Source organism: Streptosporangium sp. NBC_01639, from assembly GCF_045209755.1.
Taxonomy (GTDB): Bacteria; Actinomycetota; Actinomycetes; order Streptosporangiales; family Streptosporangiaceae; genus Streptosporangium.
Genome location: NZ_CP109272.1, coordinates 2,795,789 through 2,809,987, shown reverse-complemented (window position 1 = coordinate 2,809,987; position 14,199 = coordinate 2,795,789). Strand labels below are relative to the sequence as shown.

The 14,199-nt window shown below is 66.7% G+C and carries 18 protein-coding genes and 1 pseudogene; 16 read left to right on the top strand and 3 right to left on the bottom strand.

Annotated features, from left to right (window positions below; translation table 11 throughout):
* Window positions 1-5: 5 nt before the first annotated feature.
* The 15 genes from OHA77_RS12665 (at window position 6) to OHA77_RS12595 (ending at window position 12,437) form a co-directional block, all read left to right on the top strand.
* A complete protein-coding gene (locus OHA77_RS12665) occupies window positions 6-392 on the top strand; it encodes a hypothetical protein (RefSeq protein ID WP_326820438.1) in 387 nt (128 codons plus the stop codon).
* Between the two features lie 77 nt (window positions 393-469).
* Window positions 470-1,735 (top strand): serine hydroxymethyltransferase, encoded by a 1,266-nt coding sequence (gene glyA, locus OHA77_RS12660; RefSeq protein WP_406318215.1) that lies wholly within the window; start codon window positions 470-472, stop codon window positions 1,733-1,735.
* Between the two features lie 57 nt (window positions 1,736-1,792).
* The gene (locus OHA77_RS12655; RefSeq protein ID WP_406318214.1) at window positions 1,793-3,121 is read left to right on the top strand and encodes a glycosyltransferase family 4 protein; all 1,329 of its coding nucleotides are present in this window, start codon (window positions 1,793-1,795) and stop codon (window positions 3,119-3,121) included.
* 151 nt (window positions 3,122-3,272) lie between these two features.
* Window positions 3,273-3,689: a hypothetical protein gene (locus OHA77_RS12650; RefSeq protein WP_406318212.1), complete on the top strand. Its 417-nt coding sequence runs from the start codon at window positions 3,273-3,275 to the stop codon at window positions 3,687-3,689.
* An 85-nt stretch (window positions 3,690-3,774) separates the two neighbouring features.
* Complete coding sequence (locus tag OHA77_RS12645; protein ID WP_406318210.1) at window positions 3,775-3,990, top strand: AtpZ/AtpI family protein; 216 nt, start codon at window positions 3,775-3,777, stop codon at window positions 3,988-3,990.
* Window positions 3,991-4,057: 67 nt separating this feature from the next.
* Window positions 4,058-4,849: a F0F1 ATP synthase subunit A gene (gene atpB, locus OHA77_RS12640; RefSeq protein WP_406318209.1), complete on the top strand. Its 792-nt coding sequence runs from the start codon at window positions 4,058-4,060 to the stop codon at window positions 4,847-4,849.
* Between the two features lie 62 nt (window positions 4,850-4,911).
* Window positions 4,912-5,148, top strand: coding sequence for an ATP synthase F0 subunit C (gene atpE, locus OHA77_RS12635; RefSeq protein ID WP_184756049.1), 237 nt, complete (start codon window positions 4,912-4,914; stop codon window positions 5,146-5,148).
* A gap of 32 nt (window positions 5,149-5,180) precedes the next feature.
* A complete protein-coding gene (locus OHA77_RS12630) occupies window positions 5,181-5,729 on the top strand; it encodes a F0F1 ATP synthase subunit B (RefSeq protein WP_406318207.1) in 549 nt (182 codons plus the stop codon).
* Complete coding sequence (locus OHA77_RS12625; RefSeq protein ID WP_406318206.1) at window positions 5,729-6,541, top strand: F0F1 ATP synthase subunit delta; 813 nt, start codon at window positions 5,729-5,731, stop codon at window positions 6,539-6,541. The genes OHA77_RS12630 and OHA77_RS12625 overlap by 1 nt, the downstream gene beginning before the upstream one ends.
* A gap of 23 nt (window positions 6,542-6,564) precedes the next feature.
* Window positions 6,565-8,214: a F0F1 ATP synthase subunit alpha gene (atpA, locus tag OHA77_RS12620; protein ID WP_326820446.1), complete on the top strand. Its 1,650-nt coding sequence runs from the start codon at window positions 6,565-6,567 to the stop codon at window positions 8,212-8,214.
* A gap of 3 nt (window positions 8,215-8,217) precedes the next feature.
* A complete protein-coding gene (locus OHA77_RS12615) occupies window positions 8,218-9,117 on the top strand; it encodes a F0F1 ATP synthase subunit gamma (protein WP_326820447.1) in 900 nt (299 codons plus the stop codon).
* Between the two features lies 1 nt (window position 9,118).
* Window positions 9,119-10,546 (top strand): F0F1 ATP synthase subunit beta, encoded by a 1,428-nt coding sequence (atpD, locus tag OHA77_RS12610; RefSeq protein ID WP_326820448.1) that lies wholly within the window; start codon window positions 9,119-9,121, stop codon window positions 10,544-10,546.
* A gap of 65 nt (window positions 10,547-10,611) precedes the next feature.
* A complete protein-coding gene (locus tag OHA77_RS12605; protein ID WP_406318204.1) occupies window positions 10,612-11,019 on the top strand; it encodes a F0F1 ATP synthase subunit epsilon in 408 nt (135 codons plus the stop codon).
* 42 nt (window positions 11,020-11,061) lie between these two features.
* Window positions 11,062-11,472 carry a DUF2550 domain-containing protein gene (locus OHA77_RS12600; protein WP_326820450.1) on the top strand — a complete coding sequence of 137 codons (411 nt, stop codon included), beginning with the start codon at window positions 11,062-11,064 and terminating at the stop codon, window positions 11,470-11,472.
* A 239-nt stretch (window positions 11,473-11,711) separates the two neighbouring features.
* Window positions 11,712-12,437, top strand: coding sequence for a TIGR02569 family protein (locus OHA77_RS12595; RefSeq protein WP_406318202.1), 726 nt, complete (start codon window positions 11,712-11,714; stop codon window positions 12,435-12,437).
* Here OHA77_RS12595 and OHA77_RS12590 read toward each other — a convergent pair.
* The 3 genes and pseudogenes from OHA77_RS12590 to OHA77_RS12580 form a co-directional block, all read right to left on the bottom strand.
* Window positions 12,422-12,808: a hypothetical protein gene (locus OHA77_RS12590; protein WP_406319984.1), complete on the bottom strand. Its 387-nt coding sequence runs from the start codon at window positions 12,806-12,808 to the stop codon at window positions 12,422-12,424. The genes OHA77_RS12595 and OHA77_RS12590 overlap by 16 nt on opposite strands.
* 125 nt (window positions 12,809-12,933) lie before the next feature.
* Window positions 12,934-13,056, bottom strand: a pseudogene (locus OHA77_RS12585) (hypothetical protein); the annotation flags it as partial.
* Window positions 13,057-13,068: 12 nt separating this feature from the next.
* Window positions 13,069-13,311 carry a hypothetical protein gene (locus OHA77_RS12580; protein ID WP_406318201.1) on the bottom strand — a complete coding sequence of 81 codons (243 nt, stop codon included), beginning with the start codon at window positions 13,309-13,311 and terminating at the stop codon, window positions 13,069-13,071.
* A gap of 119 nt (window positions 13,312-13,430) precedes the next feature.
* Here OHA77_RS12580 and OHA77_RS12575 point away from each other — a divergent pair, with 119 nt between their 5' ends.
* Entirely contained in the window at window positions 13,431-14,036 is a 606-nt protein-coding gene (locus OHA77_RS12575) for a cadmium resistance transporter (protein ID WP_406318199.1), read from the top strand.
* The last annotated feature ends 163 nt before the right edge of the window (window positions 14,037-14,199 follow it).

Below are 14,199 nucleotides of genomic sequence, written 5' to 3'. Positions count from 1 at the left end.
CTGTGATGTCCGTGGATCCGCCCGCACCGCAGCCGCTACGGCAGGGGGAGACCCCGCCGGTCCCGGCGAGCACCGGCCTGCCGTCCTCGGACAGGGCCACGGCATGGGAGTTCAACCCCGAGTACCAGCGGCTGGTGACCACCTGGCAGCAGGTGCTCCCCATGCTCGACGCCCTGGCCCTCCGCCTGGACGAGGCCTACAAGCAGGCCACGCGCACGGAGGTGTGGGATGCCCCCGTGTCGAAGCGCTACGTGGAGGAGATAGCCCAGTGGCGCGCCGGTCTCCGGCTCTACCGGCAGGCGATCCTGACCTCGATCAGCAGGGAGGCCGAAGAGGGGCGCACCCAGAGGTGGGTGCCCGTGAACGCCGGCGCGCCGCACGCATTCTCGTGACGACGCGCCCCTGACGTCGGAAATCCTGAGCGGCCGGGCTTACAGTGGGGTGAGTCGTCGTCCCCGGGATGTGAGCCATGGACGCAGAGCCGTACTACGGGCCCGACTTCGGGCTGCTGCAGAGGCAGGACCCAGAGGTCGCGCGCGTGCTCCTCGATGAGCTTGATCGCCTCCGTGGCGGCATCCAGCTCATCGCCAGCGAGAACTTCGCCTCGCCGGCCGTGCTCGCCGCGCTCGGGTCGACGCTCACCAACAAATACGCCGAGGGGTATCCCGGCCGGCGCTACTACGCCGGCTGCGAGGTCGTCGACCGGGCCGAACAGCTCGCGATCGACCGGGCCAGGCGGCTGTTCGGCGCCGACCATGTCAACGTCCAGCCCCACTCGGGCGCCTCGGCGAACCTGGCCGCCTACGCCGCGCTGCTCCAGCCCGGTGACACGGTGCTGGCCATGGCGCTGTCCCACGGCGGACACCTCACCCATGGCTCCAAGGTCAATTTCTCCGGCCGGTGGTTCGACGTCGTCGCGTACGGCGTGCGCAGGGACACCGAGCTGATCGACTATGACGAGGTCAGGGAGCTGGCGCTCCGGCACCAGCCAAAAATGATCATCTGTGGTGCCACGGCCTATCCTCGTGAGATCGACTTCGCCGCGTTCCGCGGGATCGCGGACGAGGTCGGTGCCTGGCTGCTCGCCGACGTCGCCCACACCATCGGCCTGATGGCCGGGGAGGCACTGCCGTCCGCGGTGCCGTACGCCGACGTGGTCACCTTCACCACGCACAAGGCGCTGCGCGGTCCACGAGGCGGCGCCATCATGTGCACGCGGGAGCTGGCGGCCCGGATCGACCGGGCGGTCTTCCCGTTCACCCAGGGAGGCCCGCTCATGCACGCGGTGGCGGCCAAGGCGGTGGCGTTCGGTGAGGCGCTCCGGCCGGAGTTCGCCGACTACGCGCGCAGGGTGGTGGCGAACGCCCAGGTGCTGGCCGACGCGCTGGCCGCCGAGGGCATGCGCCCCGTGTCGGGAGGGACGGACAGCCATCTGGCCCTGATCGATCTGCGGGACATCGGGATCTCCGGTGCGGTGGCCGAGCAGCGGTGCACCGCCGCCGGGATCACGTTGAACCGCAACGCGATCCCCTACGATCCCGAGCCGCCCACGGTGACGTCGGGCATCCGGGTGGGCACACCCTGTGTCACGACGCAGGGTATGGGGCCCGAGCAGATGAAGGAGATCGCCTCGATGGTGGCGCAGGTCGTCCGCAACCCTGACGCGGTGGGGGAGATCAGGGAGTGGGTGACGGCGCTGACGGAGCTCCATCAGATTTATCCCAGCGAACTATGAGCCGTTCTGTGTCGTTTTCCGGTCACAGTCGGCCGGACTATCAGCGAAACTAGGTCCGTGCGCGAATATCTACTCATGGCGCTGGTGGCGGCGACGGTGACCTATCTGCTGGTCCCGTTGGTCCGCGTGTTCGCCATCCGCATCGGTGCGATGCCAGAGGTCCGTGACCGTGACGTGCACACCATTCCGACGCCACGACTGGGCGGTCTGGCCATGTACGGCGGGCTCGTCGCGGGTCTGCTGATCGCCGGCCAGCTCCCTTACGCGGGGGCCAGACTGGCGGAGAGCAAGACCGTGATCGCGCTGATCCTGGCGGGGGGGCTGATCACCCTGACCGGCTTCCTGGACGACTGGTGGGGGATGGACGCCCTCATCAAGCTCGCCGGGCAGGTCGGCGCGGCGGGCGTGCTCGTCGCCTTCGACGTCAGCCTGCCGTGGCTTCCGCTGCCCACCGCGCTGGGCGGCCAGACCAGCCTCGACTCCACGCTGAGTCCACTGATCACGATCCTGGTCGTGGTCGTCACGATCAATGCGGTGAACTTCGTCGACGGCCTGGACGGTCTGGCGGCCGGGATCGTCGGGATCGCCGCCATGGCCACCTGGACCTACTCCATCGTTCTCTCCACGACCTGGGCCGACACCAGCATCAACGCCACCGCGGCGATCGCCTCGGTGCTCATCGGCATGTGCCTCGGCTTCCTGCCGCACAACTTCCACCCGGCCAAGATCTTCATGGGTGACACCGGGGCGATGCTGATCGGCCTGGTCCTCGCGTCCACGATGATCACCATCACCTCGGCGCTCGACTCGACCAGTATCATCAACCGCTTCCCGGTGATCCTCCCGCTGCTGGTGCCGATCGCCATTTTGGTCCTGCCGCTGCTCGACCTGATCATGGCGGTGGTCCGGCGCACCTCCAACGGCCTGTCGCCGTTCGCACCCGACCGCGGGCACCTGCACCACCGGTTGCTGGACATCGGTCACTCGCACCGGAGCAGCGTGCTGATCATGTACATCTGGACCTTCCTGTTCGCCTTCGCGGTCGTGGCGATGTCCATGGAGGGTGTCCCGCTCATCCTGTTCGCGCTCACCGTGCTGCTGGCCGTCGGGGTGCTGGTGATGATGGCGCTGCCGCGCTGGCGGGCGCGCAGGGGCGGCGGCGGGGGTGGGGCCCATGTCGGCGGGCGTCATATCCGTCCTGATGGCGGTCCGACCCAGGAGCAGGCCGGCCAGGTCCCCCCGGAACCGGTTCACCGGCTTCCCGTGGAACCGGCCGGCCCCCGCTCGGCCACCGCCGACGACGACACCGCGGCGCTGTCCGTGCTCCCTGACCTGTCACTCACCGCTCCTCGTCCGGGCTTTCCGACCTCCGAGACACTGCGCTGACACGCTCGGGAAACTTCTTGATCCTTTACTTGAAACGGCAGGTAAAGGCGCCCTTCCATGAGCTTGTGATAGCTTTCACTAGCAGTCGCTCACCGAGATGAGCCTTGTAAGGTAGCAATCGCTCGCTTGATAACAGTTACTTGGAGTGCCGATGCAGGCCAACGACATACGCCTCCTGAAGGGGGCCGCGATCCCCACAGTGCTGGTGGGTCTGGTCGTGGTCGTCGTCGCCGCCCTGCTGGCTGGTGCCAAGGGGGCGCTCGGTGCGGCGATCGGGGCTCTGGTCGTCTGTGTCTTCTTCACCTTGGGCATAATCGCGATCTCCTACGCCAGCCGGGTCTCGCCCATGGCGATGATGACCGCCGCCGTCGTGGGTTATGCGGTGAAAATCCTGCTGGTCATGGCGCTGCTCAAGGCGTTCGAGGATGTCACCGCATTCGAGCCGAGGGCATTCGGCTGGGGAGCCGTCGCATGCACGGTCGCCTGGACCATCGGTGAGATGCGCGGTTTCATGAAACTCAGGATGCTCTACGTCGACCCTGACGGCAGAACCCCCGGATCCGGGTGATTCCGGATGAGGTATAAAATTTCACCGGGTGTGACGGGGCTCGATATGACTAGTCCTCACCATGCCTGCTATCCTCGGGGCCGCGATGAGCGAGAAGAAAATACGGCCCGAGGACGACGGCCGCGACTTCGCCAACGCCGCTTGGTCGATCCCCAGCTATCTCCTTTCCGGGATGATTCTGTACGGCGGTGCTGGCTGGTTGCTGTCCGAATGGACGGGCGTAATCGCCTTCACGCCGATCGGGTTGATCCTTGGGGTCGCTCTCGCCGTTTACCTGGTCTACCGGAAGTACGGTCGCTAGCCTTCGGCGGCGGTCGCTTCGCTGACGAAGCCATTTCGATCCACTACCACGCTGAAGGGAACGCTGCGTGAGCACGCTGACGCTCCTCGCTTCCGGGGACGAGTTCACGCCTCCGGGCCTCGAACTCTTCAACTCCCAGCCGATCATTCCAGGCGTCGACTGGTTCACGAAGCCCGTGCTGCTGGCGCTTCTGAGCTCACTCATCGTCGTGGCCTTCTGCTGGTCCGCGTTCGCCAACCCGAAGCTCGTGCCCCGGGGCGTCCAGAACGTCGCCGAGATGGGCTACATGTTCGTCCGCGACCAGGTCGCCCGGCCGTTCCTCGGCAAGGACGCCGACCGGTGGATGGGCCTGCTGCTCAGCATCTTCTTCATGGTCTGGATCTGGAACGTGATGGGCGTCGTCCCCGTCCTGCAGTTCCCGGTCGCCGCACACATCGCCTTCCCCATCGTGCTGGCGCTCAGCATCTACGTCCTCAAGATCTACCTGGGTGTCAAGCATCAGGGCGCGATCGGCTACTTCAAGAACATGATGTTCCCGCCGGGGCTGCCCAAGCCGATCTATGTGCTGCTGGCCCCGATCGAGCTCCTCTCGAACATGATCATCGCGCCCTTCACGCACGCGGTGCGACTGTTCGCCAACATGTTCGCCGGCCACATCATCCTCGCGTTCTTCAGCTTGGTCGGCTTCTGGTTCCTCTTCGAGAAGCTCACGCCGCTGGGCGCCCCGCTCGGCGTGGTCGGTGTGATCATGACGATCGCCATGACCGGCTTCGAGATGTTCATCCAGTTTCTGCAGGCGTTCCTCTTTGCGATGCTCGCCGCGATGTACATCGGCAACTCGCTCCACGCCGAGCACTAAGACCAACCTCGAATAGTCCAGACCGGTGGACGACCCACCGGCCGACCGTAAAGGAACACACAATGAGCGTCCTCGCTGAGGTCACCGGCTCCCTCTCCAACCTCGGCTCGATCGGTTACGGCCTCGCCGCGATCGGCCCCGGCATCGGCGTCGGCATCATCTTCGGTCAGGGTGTGCAGGCCATCGCCCGCCAGCCCGAGGCCTACGGCCTGATCCGCCAGAACATGCTGCTCGGCTTCGTTCTGACCGAGGCGCTGGCCCTGATCGGCCTTGTCGCGCCGTTCATGTTCCGCGGCTAGACGAACAATAATCCTGACGGAAGGCTGCACACATGATTCAGGCAGCTTCGCTCCTGGCAGCGGAGGAGGGGGGCAACCCCCTCATCCCACACACCTACGAGCTGGTCGTCGGCGTCTTCGCGTTCCTCGTCGTCCTCGTCGTCGTCGGTAAGATCCTCACCCCGCGCATCCAGAAGACCCTGGTCGAGCGGACCGAGGCCATCGAAGGCGGAATCCAGAAGGCGCAGGACGCACAGGCCGAGGCCCAGGCACTGCTCCAGCAGTACAAGGACCAGCTCGCCGAGGCCCGTCACGAGGCTTCCCGCCTGCGTGAAGAGGCTCGTGAGCAGGGTGCGCAGATCAAGGCCGAGCTCCGTGAGGAGGCGCAGGCCGAGGCCCGTCGCCTCGTCGAGGCCGCGCACACCCAGATCGAGGCCGACCGCCAGCAGGCGTTCGCCCAGCTGCGCTCCGAGATCGGCCGGCTCTCGACCGACCTCGCCGGCCGCATCGTCGGTGAGTCCCTTGAGGACGAGGCGCGCCAGCGCCGCACCGTCGACCGGTTCCTTGAGGAGCTCGAATCGAGCAGCGCGGCGGTCCGCTGATGCTGAGAGGTCTGAGCAGGGCTTCGCTGGCCGAGGTCGAAGAGCGCTTCAACGCCGTGGCGGGAAGCGCGGACCTCGGCTCGCTGGCCGACGAGCTCTTCGCGGTCGCCGACCTGTTCGACCGTGAGCACGGGCTCCGCCGCAACCTGTCCGACCAGGCCCGCCCGGCGGCCCAGAAGGCGCAAGCCGTACGGGTCCTGCTGGAGGGCAAGGTCAGCAACGCCGCGCTGGAGACGGCCATCGCGGCCGTGTCCGCGAAGTGGGCGCGCTCGGGTGACCTGGCCGACGTGATCGAGCGTCTCGGCGTCATCGCCGCGGCGGCCGAGGCCGAGGCGCAGGGCAAGCTCGACGACGTCGAGGACGAGCTGTTCCGGTTCGGGCGGATCGTCGCCTCGAACTCGGAGCTGCACCGGACCCTGACCAATGTCGGCATCCCCGAGCCGGCCAAGCGGGAGCTGCTCGGCTCCCTGCTCGACGGCAAGGTCGCCCCCACCACCTTCCGCCTGGTCACGCAGCTCGTGGTGCATCCACGAGGACGTAGCCTGGACAGAGGGCTGGAGGAGTTCGGCAGCCTGGTCGCCGCCCAGAGGCAGCGCCTCGTCGCCGTGGTGCGCAGTGCCGTCGAGCTCTCCGAGGAGCAGAAGCGGCGTCTCGCCACGTGGCTGCGCACCTCGTATGGCCGAGACGTTCATCTGAACGTCGAGGTGGATCCGCGAGTGCTCGGAGGGTTCTCGGTTCAGATCGGGGACGACCTCATCGACACCACCATCGCGGGACGAATCGAAGAAGTCCGCCGCCGGTTGGCCGGCTAGGCGAATAGGGAGACTGAAGAGAGATGGCGGAGCTTACGATCCGGCCGGACGAGATCCGGGACGCGCTTGAGCGCTTCGTCCAGGCGTACGAGCCGGAAGGCGCCGCGCGCGAGGAGATCGGGACCGTCGTCGACTGCGGCGACGGTATCGCCCATGTCTCCGGCCTTCCCTCGGCGATGGCGAACGAGCTGCTTGAGTTCGAGGACGGCACGCGTGGCCTGGCACTGAACCTGGACGTCCGGGAGATCGGCGTCGTTGTTCTGGGTGACTTCAGCAAGATCGAGGAGGGCCAGTCGGTCCGCCGGACGGGCGAGGTCCTGTCCGTGCCGGTCGGCGACGCCTTCCTCGGCCGCGTGGTCGACCCCCTGGGTGTTCCGATGGACGGCAAGGGCGCGATCGAGTCCGAGGGACTGCGTGCCCTTGAGCTCCAGGCCCCCTCCGTGGTCCAGCGCCAGCCGGTGAAGGAGCCCCTCGCCACCGGCATCAAGGCGATCGACGCGATGACCGCGATCGGCCGTGGCCAGCGTCAGCTGATCATCGGTGACCGTGGCACCGGCAAGACCGCGATCGCGGTGGACACGATCCTCAACCAGCGCGAGAACTGGCTCTCGGGCGACCCCGACAAGCAGGTCCGCTGCGTCTACGTCGCGGTCGGCCAGAAGGGGTCCACGATCGCCCAGGTCAAGGGCCGCCTCGAGGAGGCGGGCGCGATGGAGTACACCACCATCGTCGCCGCTCCGGCGTCCGACCCGGCCGGTTACAAGTACCTCGCCCCCTACACCGGTTCGGCCATCGGCCAGCACTGGATGTATCAGGGCAAGCACGTTCTCATCGTCTTCGACGACCTGACCAAGCAGGCCGACGCCTACCGCGCCGTCTCGCTGCTGCTGCGCCGCCCGCCGGGCCGTGAGGCCTACCCCGGCGACGTCTTCTACCTCCACTCCCGTCTGCTGGAGCGCTGCGCCAAGCTCTCCAAGGAGATGGGTTCCGGCTCGATGACGGCCCTGCCGATCATCGAGACCAAGGGCAACGACGTGTCGGCGTTCATCCCCACCAACGTCATCTCCATCACCGACGGCCAGGTCTTCCTCGAGACCGACCTGTTCAACGCCGGTGTCCGCCCCGCCATCAACGTCGGTGTGTCGGTCTCCCGAGTCGGTGGCTCGGCGCAGACCAAGGCGATGCGGAAGGTCGCCGGCACGCTGCGTCTGTCCCTCTCCCAGTACCGCGACCTGGAGGCCTTCGCCTCCTTCGCCTCCGACCTGGACGCGGCGTCCAAGGCACAGCTTGAGCGCGGCCAGCGTCTGGTCGAGCTGCTCAAGCAGCCGCAGTACAGCCCCTTCCCGGTGGAGAAGGAGGTCGTCTCGATCTGGGCCGGCACGACCGGTGAGCTCGACGACGTCCCGGTCGAGGACATCCGCCGCTTCGAGACGGACTTCCTGGACTACCTCTCCCGGGAGAGCAAGGGCATCTTCGACAGCATCCGGGAGACCAAGGAGCTGTCGGACGACACGGTGACCGCTCTGAAGGACGCCATCACCGAGTTCAAGAAGACCTTCGAGACCGCCTCGGGCGAGCTGCTGGTCAACGACGAGCCGGTCGCGGCGCTCGGCGCCGACGAGGTCGGCCAGGAAAAGATCACCAAGCACGTCCGCACGGCTGAGAAGAAGTAGCCGATGGGTGCCCAGCTAAGACTGCTGCGGCGGCGGATCAAGTCGGTCAAGTCCACGGCGAAGATCACGCGTGCCCAGGAGCTCATCGCTTCGTCGCGCATCGTGAAGGCCCAGCTGCGGATGCAGGCGGCCGTGCCGTACGAGCGCGAGATCACTCGCGCCGTCACGGGCGTCGTCAGCAACACCAGCAGTGTCGACCACCCGCTGACCGTGGCGAAGGAGCGGCCGACCAAGGCGGCCGTTCTCATCGTCACCAGCGACAGCGGCTTCTGCGGTGGCTTCAACGCCAACGTCCTGCGCGAGGCCGAGGCACTCGGCTCCCTGCTGAGGGGCAAGGGCGTCGAGCCCGTGCCCTTCGTGACAGGGCGCAAGGGTGTCGCCTGGCACAGCTTCCGCAATCGTGTGATGGAGGGGCAGTGGACGGGATTCTCCCGTAAGCCCGCCTACTCCGACGCCAAGGAGATCGCCGACGCACTGATCGGGTCGTTCTCCGCGGAGGACGGGGTGGACGAGATCCACATCGTCTCCACCCAGTTCGTCTCGATGCTCACGCAGGAGGTCGTCGTCCGGCGGATCCTCCCGCTGGAGATCGAGGAGAGCACCGAGAAGCCGGACACGCCACTGCCGTACTTCGAGTTCGAGCCCAGTGCCGCCGCAGTGCTCGACTCGCTGCTGCCGCGCTACGTGGAGTCGCGCATCTTCACCGCGCTGCTCCAGTCGGCGGCCTCCGAGGAGGCCTCGCGCCGCCGGGCCATGAAGTCGGCGACCGACAACGCCAACGAGCTCATCCGAGTGTTCACCCAGCAGATGAACCAGGCTCGCCAGGCCGAGATCACCCAGGAAATCAGCGAGATCGTCGGTGGCGCGAACGCGCTGGCTGACGCCGCAGCGGGGAAAGAGTGAAATGACTGCACAGACTGTTGAGACCGGCGTGGGCCGCGTCGCGCGGGTCACCGGTCCCGTCGTCGACGTGGAGTTCCCCGTCGAGGCGATGCCCGAAATCTACAACGCGCTGAAGGTCGACGTCGTCCTCGGCGAGGAGACCAGGACCCTGACCCTGGAGGTCGCCCTGCACCTGGGCGACAACCTGGTCCGCGCCATCTCCATGCAGCCCACCGACGGCGTGGTCCGTGGTGCGCCGGTGTCCGACACCGGCGTTGCCATCTCCGTGCCGGTCGGCGACGTCGTCAAGGGCCACGTGTGGAACACGCTCGGCGAGTCCCTGGACGTGCCGACCGCGTCGCTCAAGGTCGAGGAGCGCTGGGGCATCCACCGCCCGTCGCCCGCCTTCGACACCCTTGAGTCGCGCACCGAGATGCTGACCACCGGCATCAAGGTCATCGACCTGCTCACCCCGTACGTGCAGGGCGGCAAGATCGGCCTGTTCGGCGGCGCGGGCGTCGGCAAGACCGTGCTGATCCAGGAGATGATCCGCCGGGTCGCCCGTAACTTCGGTGGCACCTCGGTGTTCGCCGGCGTCGGCGAGCGCACCCGTGAGGGCAACGACCTCTGGCTGGAGATGGAAGAGGCCGACGTCCTCAAGGACACCGCGCTCGTCTTCGGCCAGATGGACGAGCCGCCGGGCACGCGTCTGCGCGTCGCGCTCTCCGCTCTCACCATGGCGGAATACTTCCGTGACGTGCAGAAGCAGGACGTGCTTCTGTTCATCGACAACATCTTCCGTTTCACCCAGGCCGGTTCCGAGGTCTCCACCCTGCTCGGCCGTATGCCGTCCGCGGTGGGTTACCAGCCGACCCTGGCCGACGAGATGGGTGTTCTGCAGGAGCGCATCACCTCGACCCGCGGTCACTCGATCACCTCGATGCAGGCGATCTACGTCCCCGCGGACGACATCACCGACCCGGCCCCGCACAACGCGTTCGCGCACCTCGACGCGCAGACCGTGTTGTCCCGGCCGATCTCGGAGAAGGGCATCTACCCCGCGGTGGACCCGCTCGACTCCACCTCGCGGATCCTCGACCCGCTGATCGTCGGCGAGGAGCACTACCGCGTGGCCCAGGAGACCAAGCGGATCCTGCAGAAGTACAAGGAACTGCAGGACATCATCGCGATCCTCGGTATCGACGAGCTCTCCGAAGAGGACAGGGTCACCGTCAACCGGGCCCGTCGCATCGAGCGTTTCCTCTCCCACCCGATGTACGCCGCCGAGGCGTTCACCGGTCAGCCCGGAGAGAACGTCCCGCTGGACGAGACCATCGCCTCGTTCAAGGGTCTGTGCGCCGGTGAGTACGACCACCTGCCCGAGCAGGCGTTCTTCATGGTCGGCGGCATCGAGCAGGCCGTCGCCAAGGCCAAGGAACTCGCCCGCTAGTCGCCTTCGGCCCCGGTACGGCGTGAGCCGTACCGGGGCCTGGTTCGAAAGGAACTGGAGAGAACGTGGCGAAGCTGCGAGTAGGCGTCGTCTCGCCGGAGCGTGAGATCTGGTCCGGCGAGGCCGACATGGTGATTGCCAAGACCATCGACGGCGAGATCGGTATCATGCCTAAGCATGCGCCCGTGCTCGGTGTTCTCGTCGAGGGCGGCGTGCTGACGGTCAAGCGTGGAGGTGGCGAGAGCGACCTCGTCGCCGCGGTCCACGGCGGTTTCCTCTCGGTGGCCGATGACGAGGTGTCGATCCTGGCCGAACTGGCCGAGCTCGGCTCCGAGGTGAACGTCGCCGCGGCCAAGGACGCGCTCGCGCGTGCGCAGGCCTCGATCGAGGCCGACCAGGAGGACGCGGACGCCGCAGTCGAGGCCAAGCGTGCCAGGGCCCGGTTGCGCGCAGCCGGCGAAGAAGTCGGATAAATTCGGCTTCTGAGCGGTATGGCTTTTTTGGGGGCGGCAGACATGGTGCTGGACGTACTCATCGTGGTGGCGCTGCTTGTCGCCCTCCTGGCCTCCCGCGTGCTGATCCTGGCCCGATCCCGTGGCTCAGTGCTGTGTTGCCTGCGCCCGATGTCGGGGGAGCGAGGCTGGCGGGTAGGGGTAGCCCGTTACGCCGACGGCCAGCTCAACTGGATTCCACTCATAGGTCTGCTTCCAAGGCCGCGCCACGTGATCGTGAGGCGCGGCCTTGTGGTTTCCGGGCGCCGTACGGTCGGGTCCGGTGAGTTCTACGGTTTCATCGAGGGTGTGACGGCGCTGGAGTGCCGGAACGGGAAGTACGCGTTCGAGCTCGCCATGGGCTACCGGGCCCTCACCGGCTTCGTCGCCTGGCTGGAGTCCGCGCCTCCCGGCGCCTACCTCGACGTCGCCTGACCTTCCCTCCACCATCCCCTGCTTATCTGCACCTCGCCCAACTGATCAACCAGATGGCTCACGTTGCGCACTCGAAATACAGGTGCCTGACGAGTTAGCGATCCGACACTCTGTCCCCTATGACCTTGAGAACGACGACCGAGCCCCCAGCAAGCGTGCTCACAGCCTTCCGCCTGACGGGAGCGCCTCACCCGCTCTCTGGTGGTCAGGGACAGAGCTTCCGAGTCGGGAACGCGGTCTTGAAGCCGGTGGACAACACGGAAGAGGCCGAATGGTGCGCAGAGCTGTTCGCAAGCCTGACTCCCTCGACTGAGTTTCGAGTTCCCCGGCCCGTTCGTGCAGACGACAGCACCCACGTCGTGGCCGGGTGGGCGGCATTTGAGTTCGTAGATGGCCAGGAGGGGCCTGCTGGCGAGTGGGCGATGCTGATAGCCGCCAGCAGGGCCTTTCACCGGGCACTGCGTCATCTGCCCCGGCCCGACCTGCTTGACCGACGCCAGCATCCCTGGGCGGTGGCCGACCGCATCGCGTGGGATGAGATCGGTGCGGTGGCAGTGGCTCACACCGACGGGCTGCTGGCGGCGTTGCAGGACCTCCAGCGTCCCGTGGACGCACCTAGCCAGCTCGTGCACGGGGATCTTACTGGAAACGTGCTGTTGCAGCGTGGGCAACCGCCTGCCGTGATCGACTTCTCGCCGTATTGGCGGCCGGCTGGGTATGCCGAAGCCATCGTCGTCGCCGACGGCCTCCTCTATCACCATGCGGAGCCAGAACTCATCGACAGTGTGCTTCCCGGCCGCGATGGGCTCCAGATGCTTGTCCGGGCCCTGATCTTCCGGTTGGCCACCTCGGCCCTCTTCGAAGGCCCGGGCGGGACGCTCCCTCAAGAGGAATTGGCACGCTTTGCACGTGTCACCCGCCTGGTGGAGGAACGAATTCACCCAGATCATCACCTCGGCACCTGACCCTTGGCATCGGGGCGCGCGGTAGGGATGCCGAGGTCGACCGTCATGCGTCTTGCCAGTCGCTGCGCCTCGTCTCGCTTGGAGCGCAGGAAGGTGAGCGTGAGGTCGATACCTTCGATCTCACCGATCCAGCCCTCCGCTTCGGCGCGTTCGCGGCGAACGAGGAGATCGGCTTCGATCTCGTTGAGACGGTCGAGCATCTTCGGGTTGACGTTCAGCATTGGACAGCGGATGCAGGCGTGCTCGTGCTGGCACGGGGTGCCATAGGGCCGGCCGCAGGAGCCCAACTCAATCCTGCGCTTGTCGAAGTGTTCCTCGAACTCCTGCCATTCCTCGGCGCTGGTCCGGCGGTATTCGTCACCAGGGTGCAAGGTACGGCGGTTGGCCAGGAACGCGGTGTAGTGGCGGACGACGTCCTCGTCGAAGATTGCGACGTAGCCGCGGGTGTCTGGATGTTGAGGTGTCCTAGCAGAGCTGCGCCGATGTGGATGGGTAGGCCGCTGTTGACAAGCTCGGTGGCGAAAATCCTGCGGAAGTCGTGCGGGGTGAACCGGATGGTTCGGAACCGCGGGTGATACTCGGTCAGTTCCTCGCAGCGTCGCCTGAGCTGGTTCAGCACGGTGGCACGCTCCTATTCCACTTCCAGCAGCCACAGGAGCCGGAACCATCGCAGCAGGCCGTACGCGTAGCTGCGACAGGTCAGCGGGCTACAGTCGCTCAAGGCGAGGTCCTCCAAGTACTCCGTGACCGGGCGGACCTCCTCGGTGGCCCGGTCGAGAACGATGAACGGCGGATGTATCCGCGCCACCTGGGCGACGGAGCCGACGTTCGGGACCTGCACACGGCCTTCCATCAGTTGGCGACGAAGGTCCACTTCACACTCCTTGATCACGACGTAGAGAGTCATGATCAACCAGGTGAAGGAGGTGCAGTTAACTGAGCATGGTCCTCCACCAGAGCCGGGGACGACCAGCCGCGGTAGGTTTTGCCCCCATGGATGGGATCTTCGGCACGATCGTCACCGCAGCGGGCATGTTCGCCGGCACCAACATCGACGACATCATCGTGCTGACCGTGCTGTTCCTGTCCGCCCATGCCGGCGGTACCCCCAAGAGTCGGCAGATCTGGGCCGGCCAGTACGCCGGGATCGCCGTCCTGATCGTGGTTTCGGTGATCGCCGCATTGGGCCTGACGGTCGTTCCCGACGACTACGTGGGCCTGCTGGGCCTGGTCCCACTCTCGCTGGGAGTGATCAGCCTGGTCAAGGCGGTCCGCGCGCACGGCACCGATGAGGACGTGTCACCGGCGGTGGCCACGGGCTGGGTGGCAGTGGCCGGGGTGACGATCGCCAATGGCGCCGACAACGTCTCGGTGTACACGCCGGTGTTCCGCACCGTCGGCCCCGCCGCCACCGCCGTCACGATCGCGGTATTCGCCGCCGGTGTCGCCCTGTGGTGCCTGGCCGGGTCCTGGTTGGGCTCACACAAGAAGGTCATCGAGATCGTCGGACGCTACGGCAAATGGCTGGTCCCGGTGGTGTTCATCACCATCGGCGCGCTCATCGTCACCGAGTCCGGAGTCCTCGGCAAGATCTTCTGACCCCGTCCACGCCAGGCCATCGCGGGTACCGGGTTCCTCGGCTGCCGGCGGTGCGCGGTGCGGGTGCGGGTGGCTCTCTCTTTTTTTCCGCCCGGCTTCCTCCGTCCTGCGGGCGTGCCAGCGTGGCTGATCGGCTTCCCGCCGTTACTGTGGGCCCTTTGGT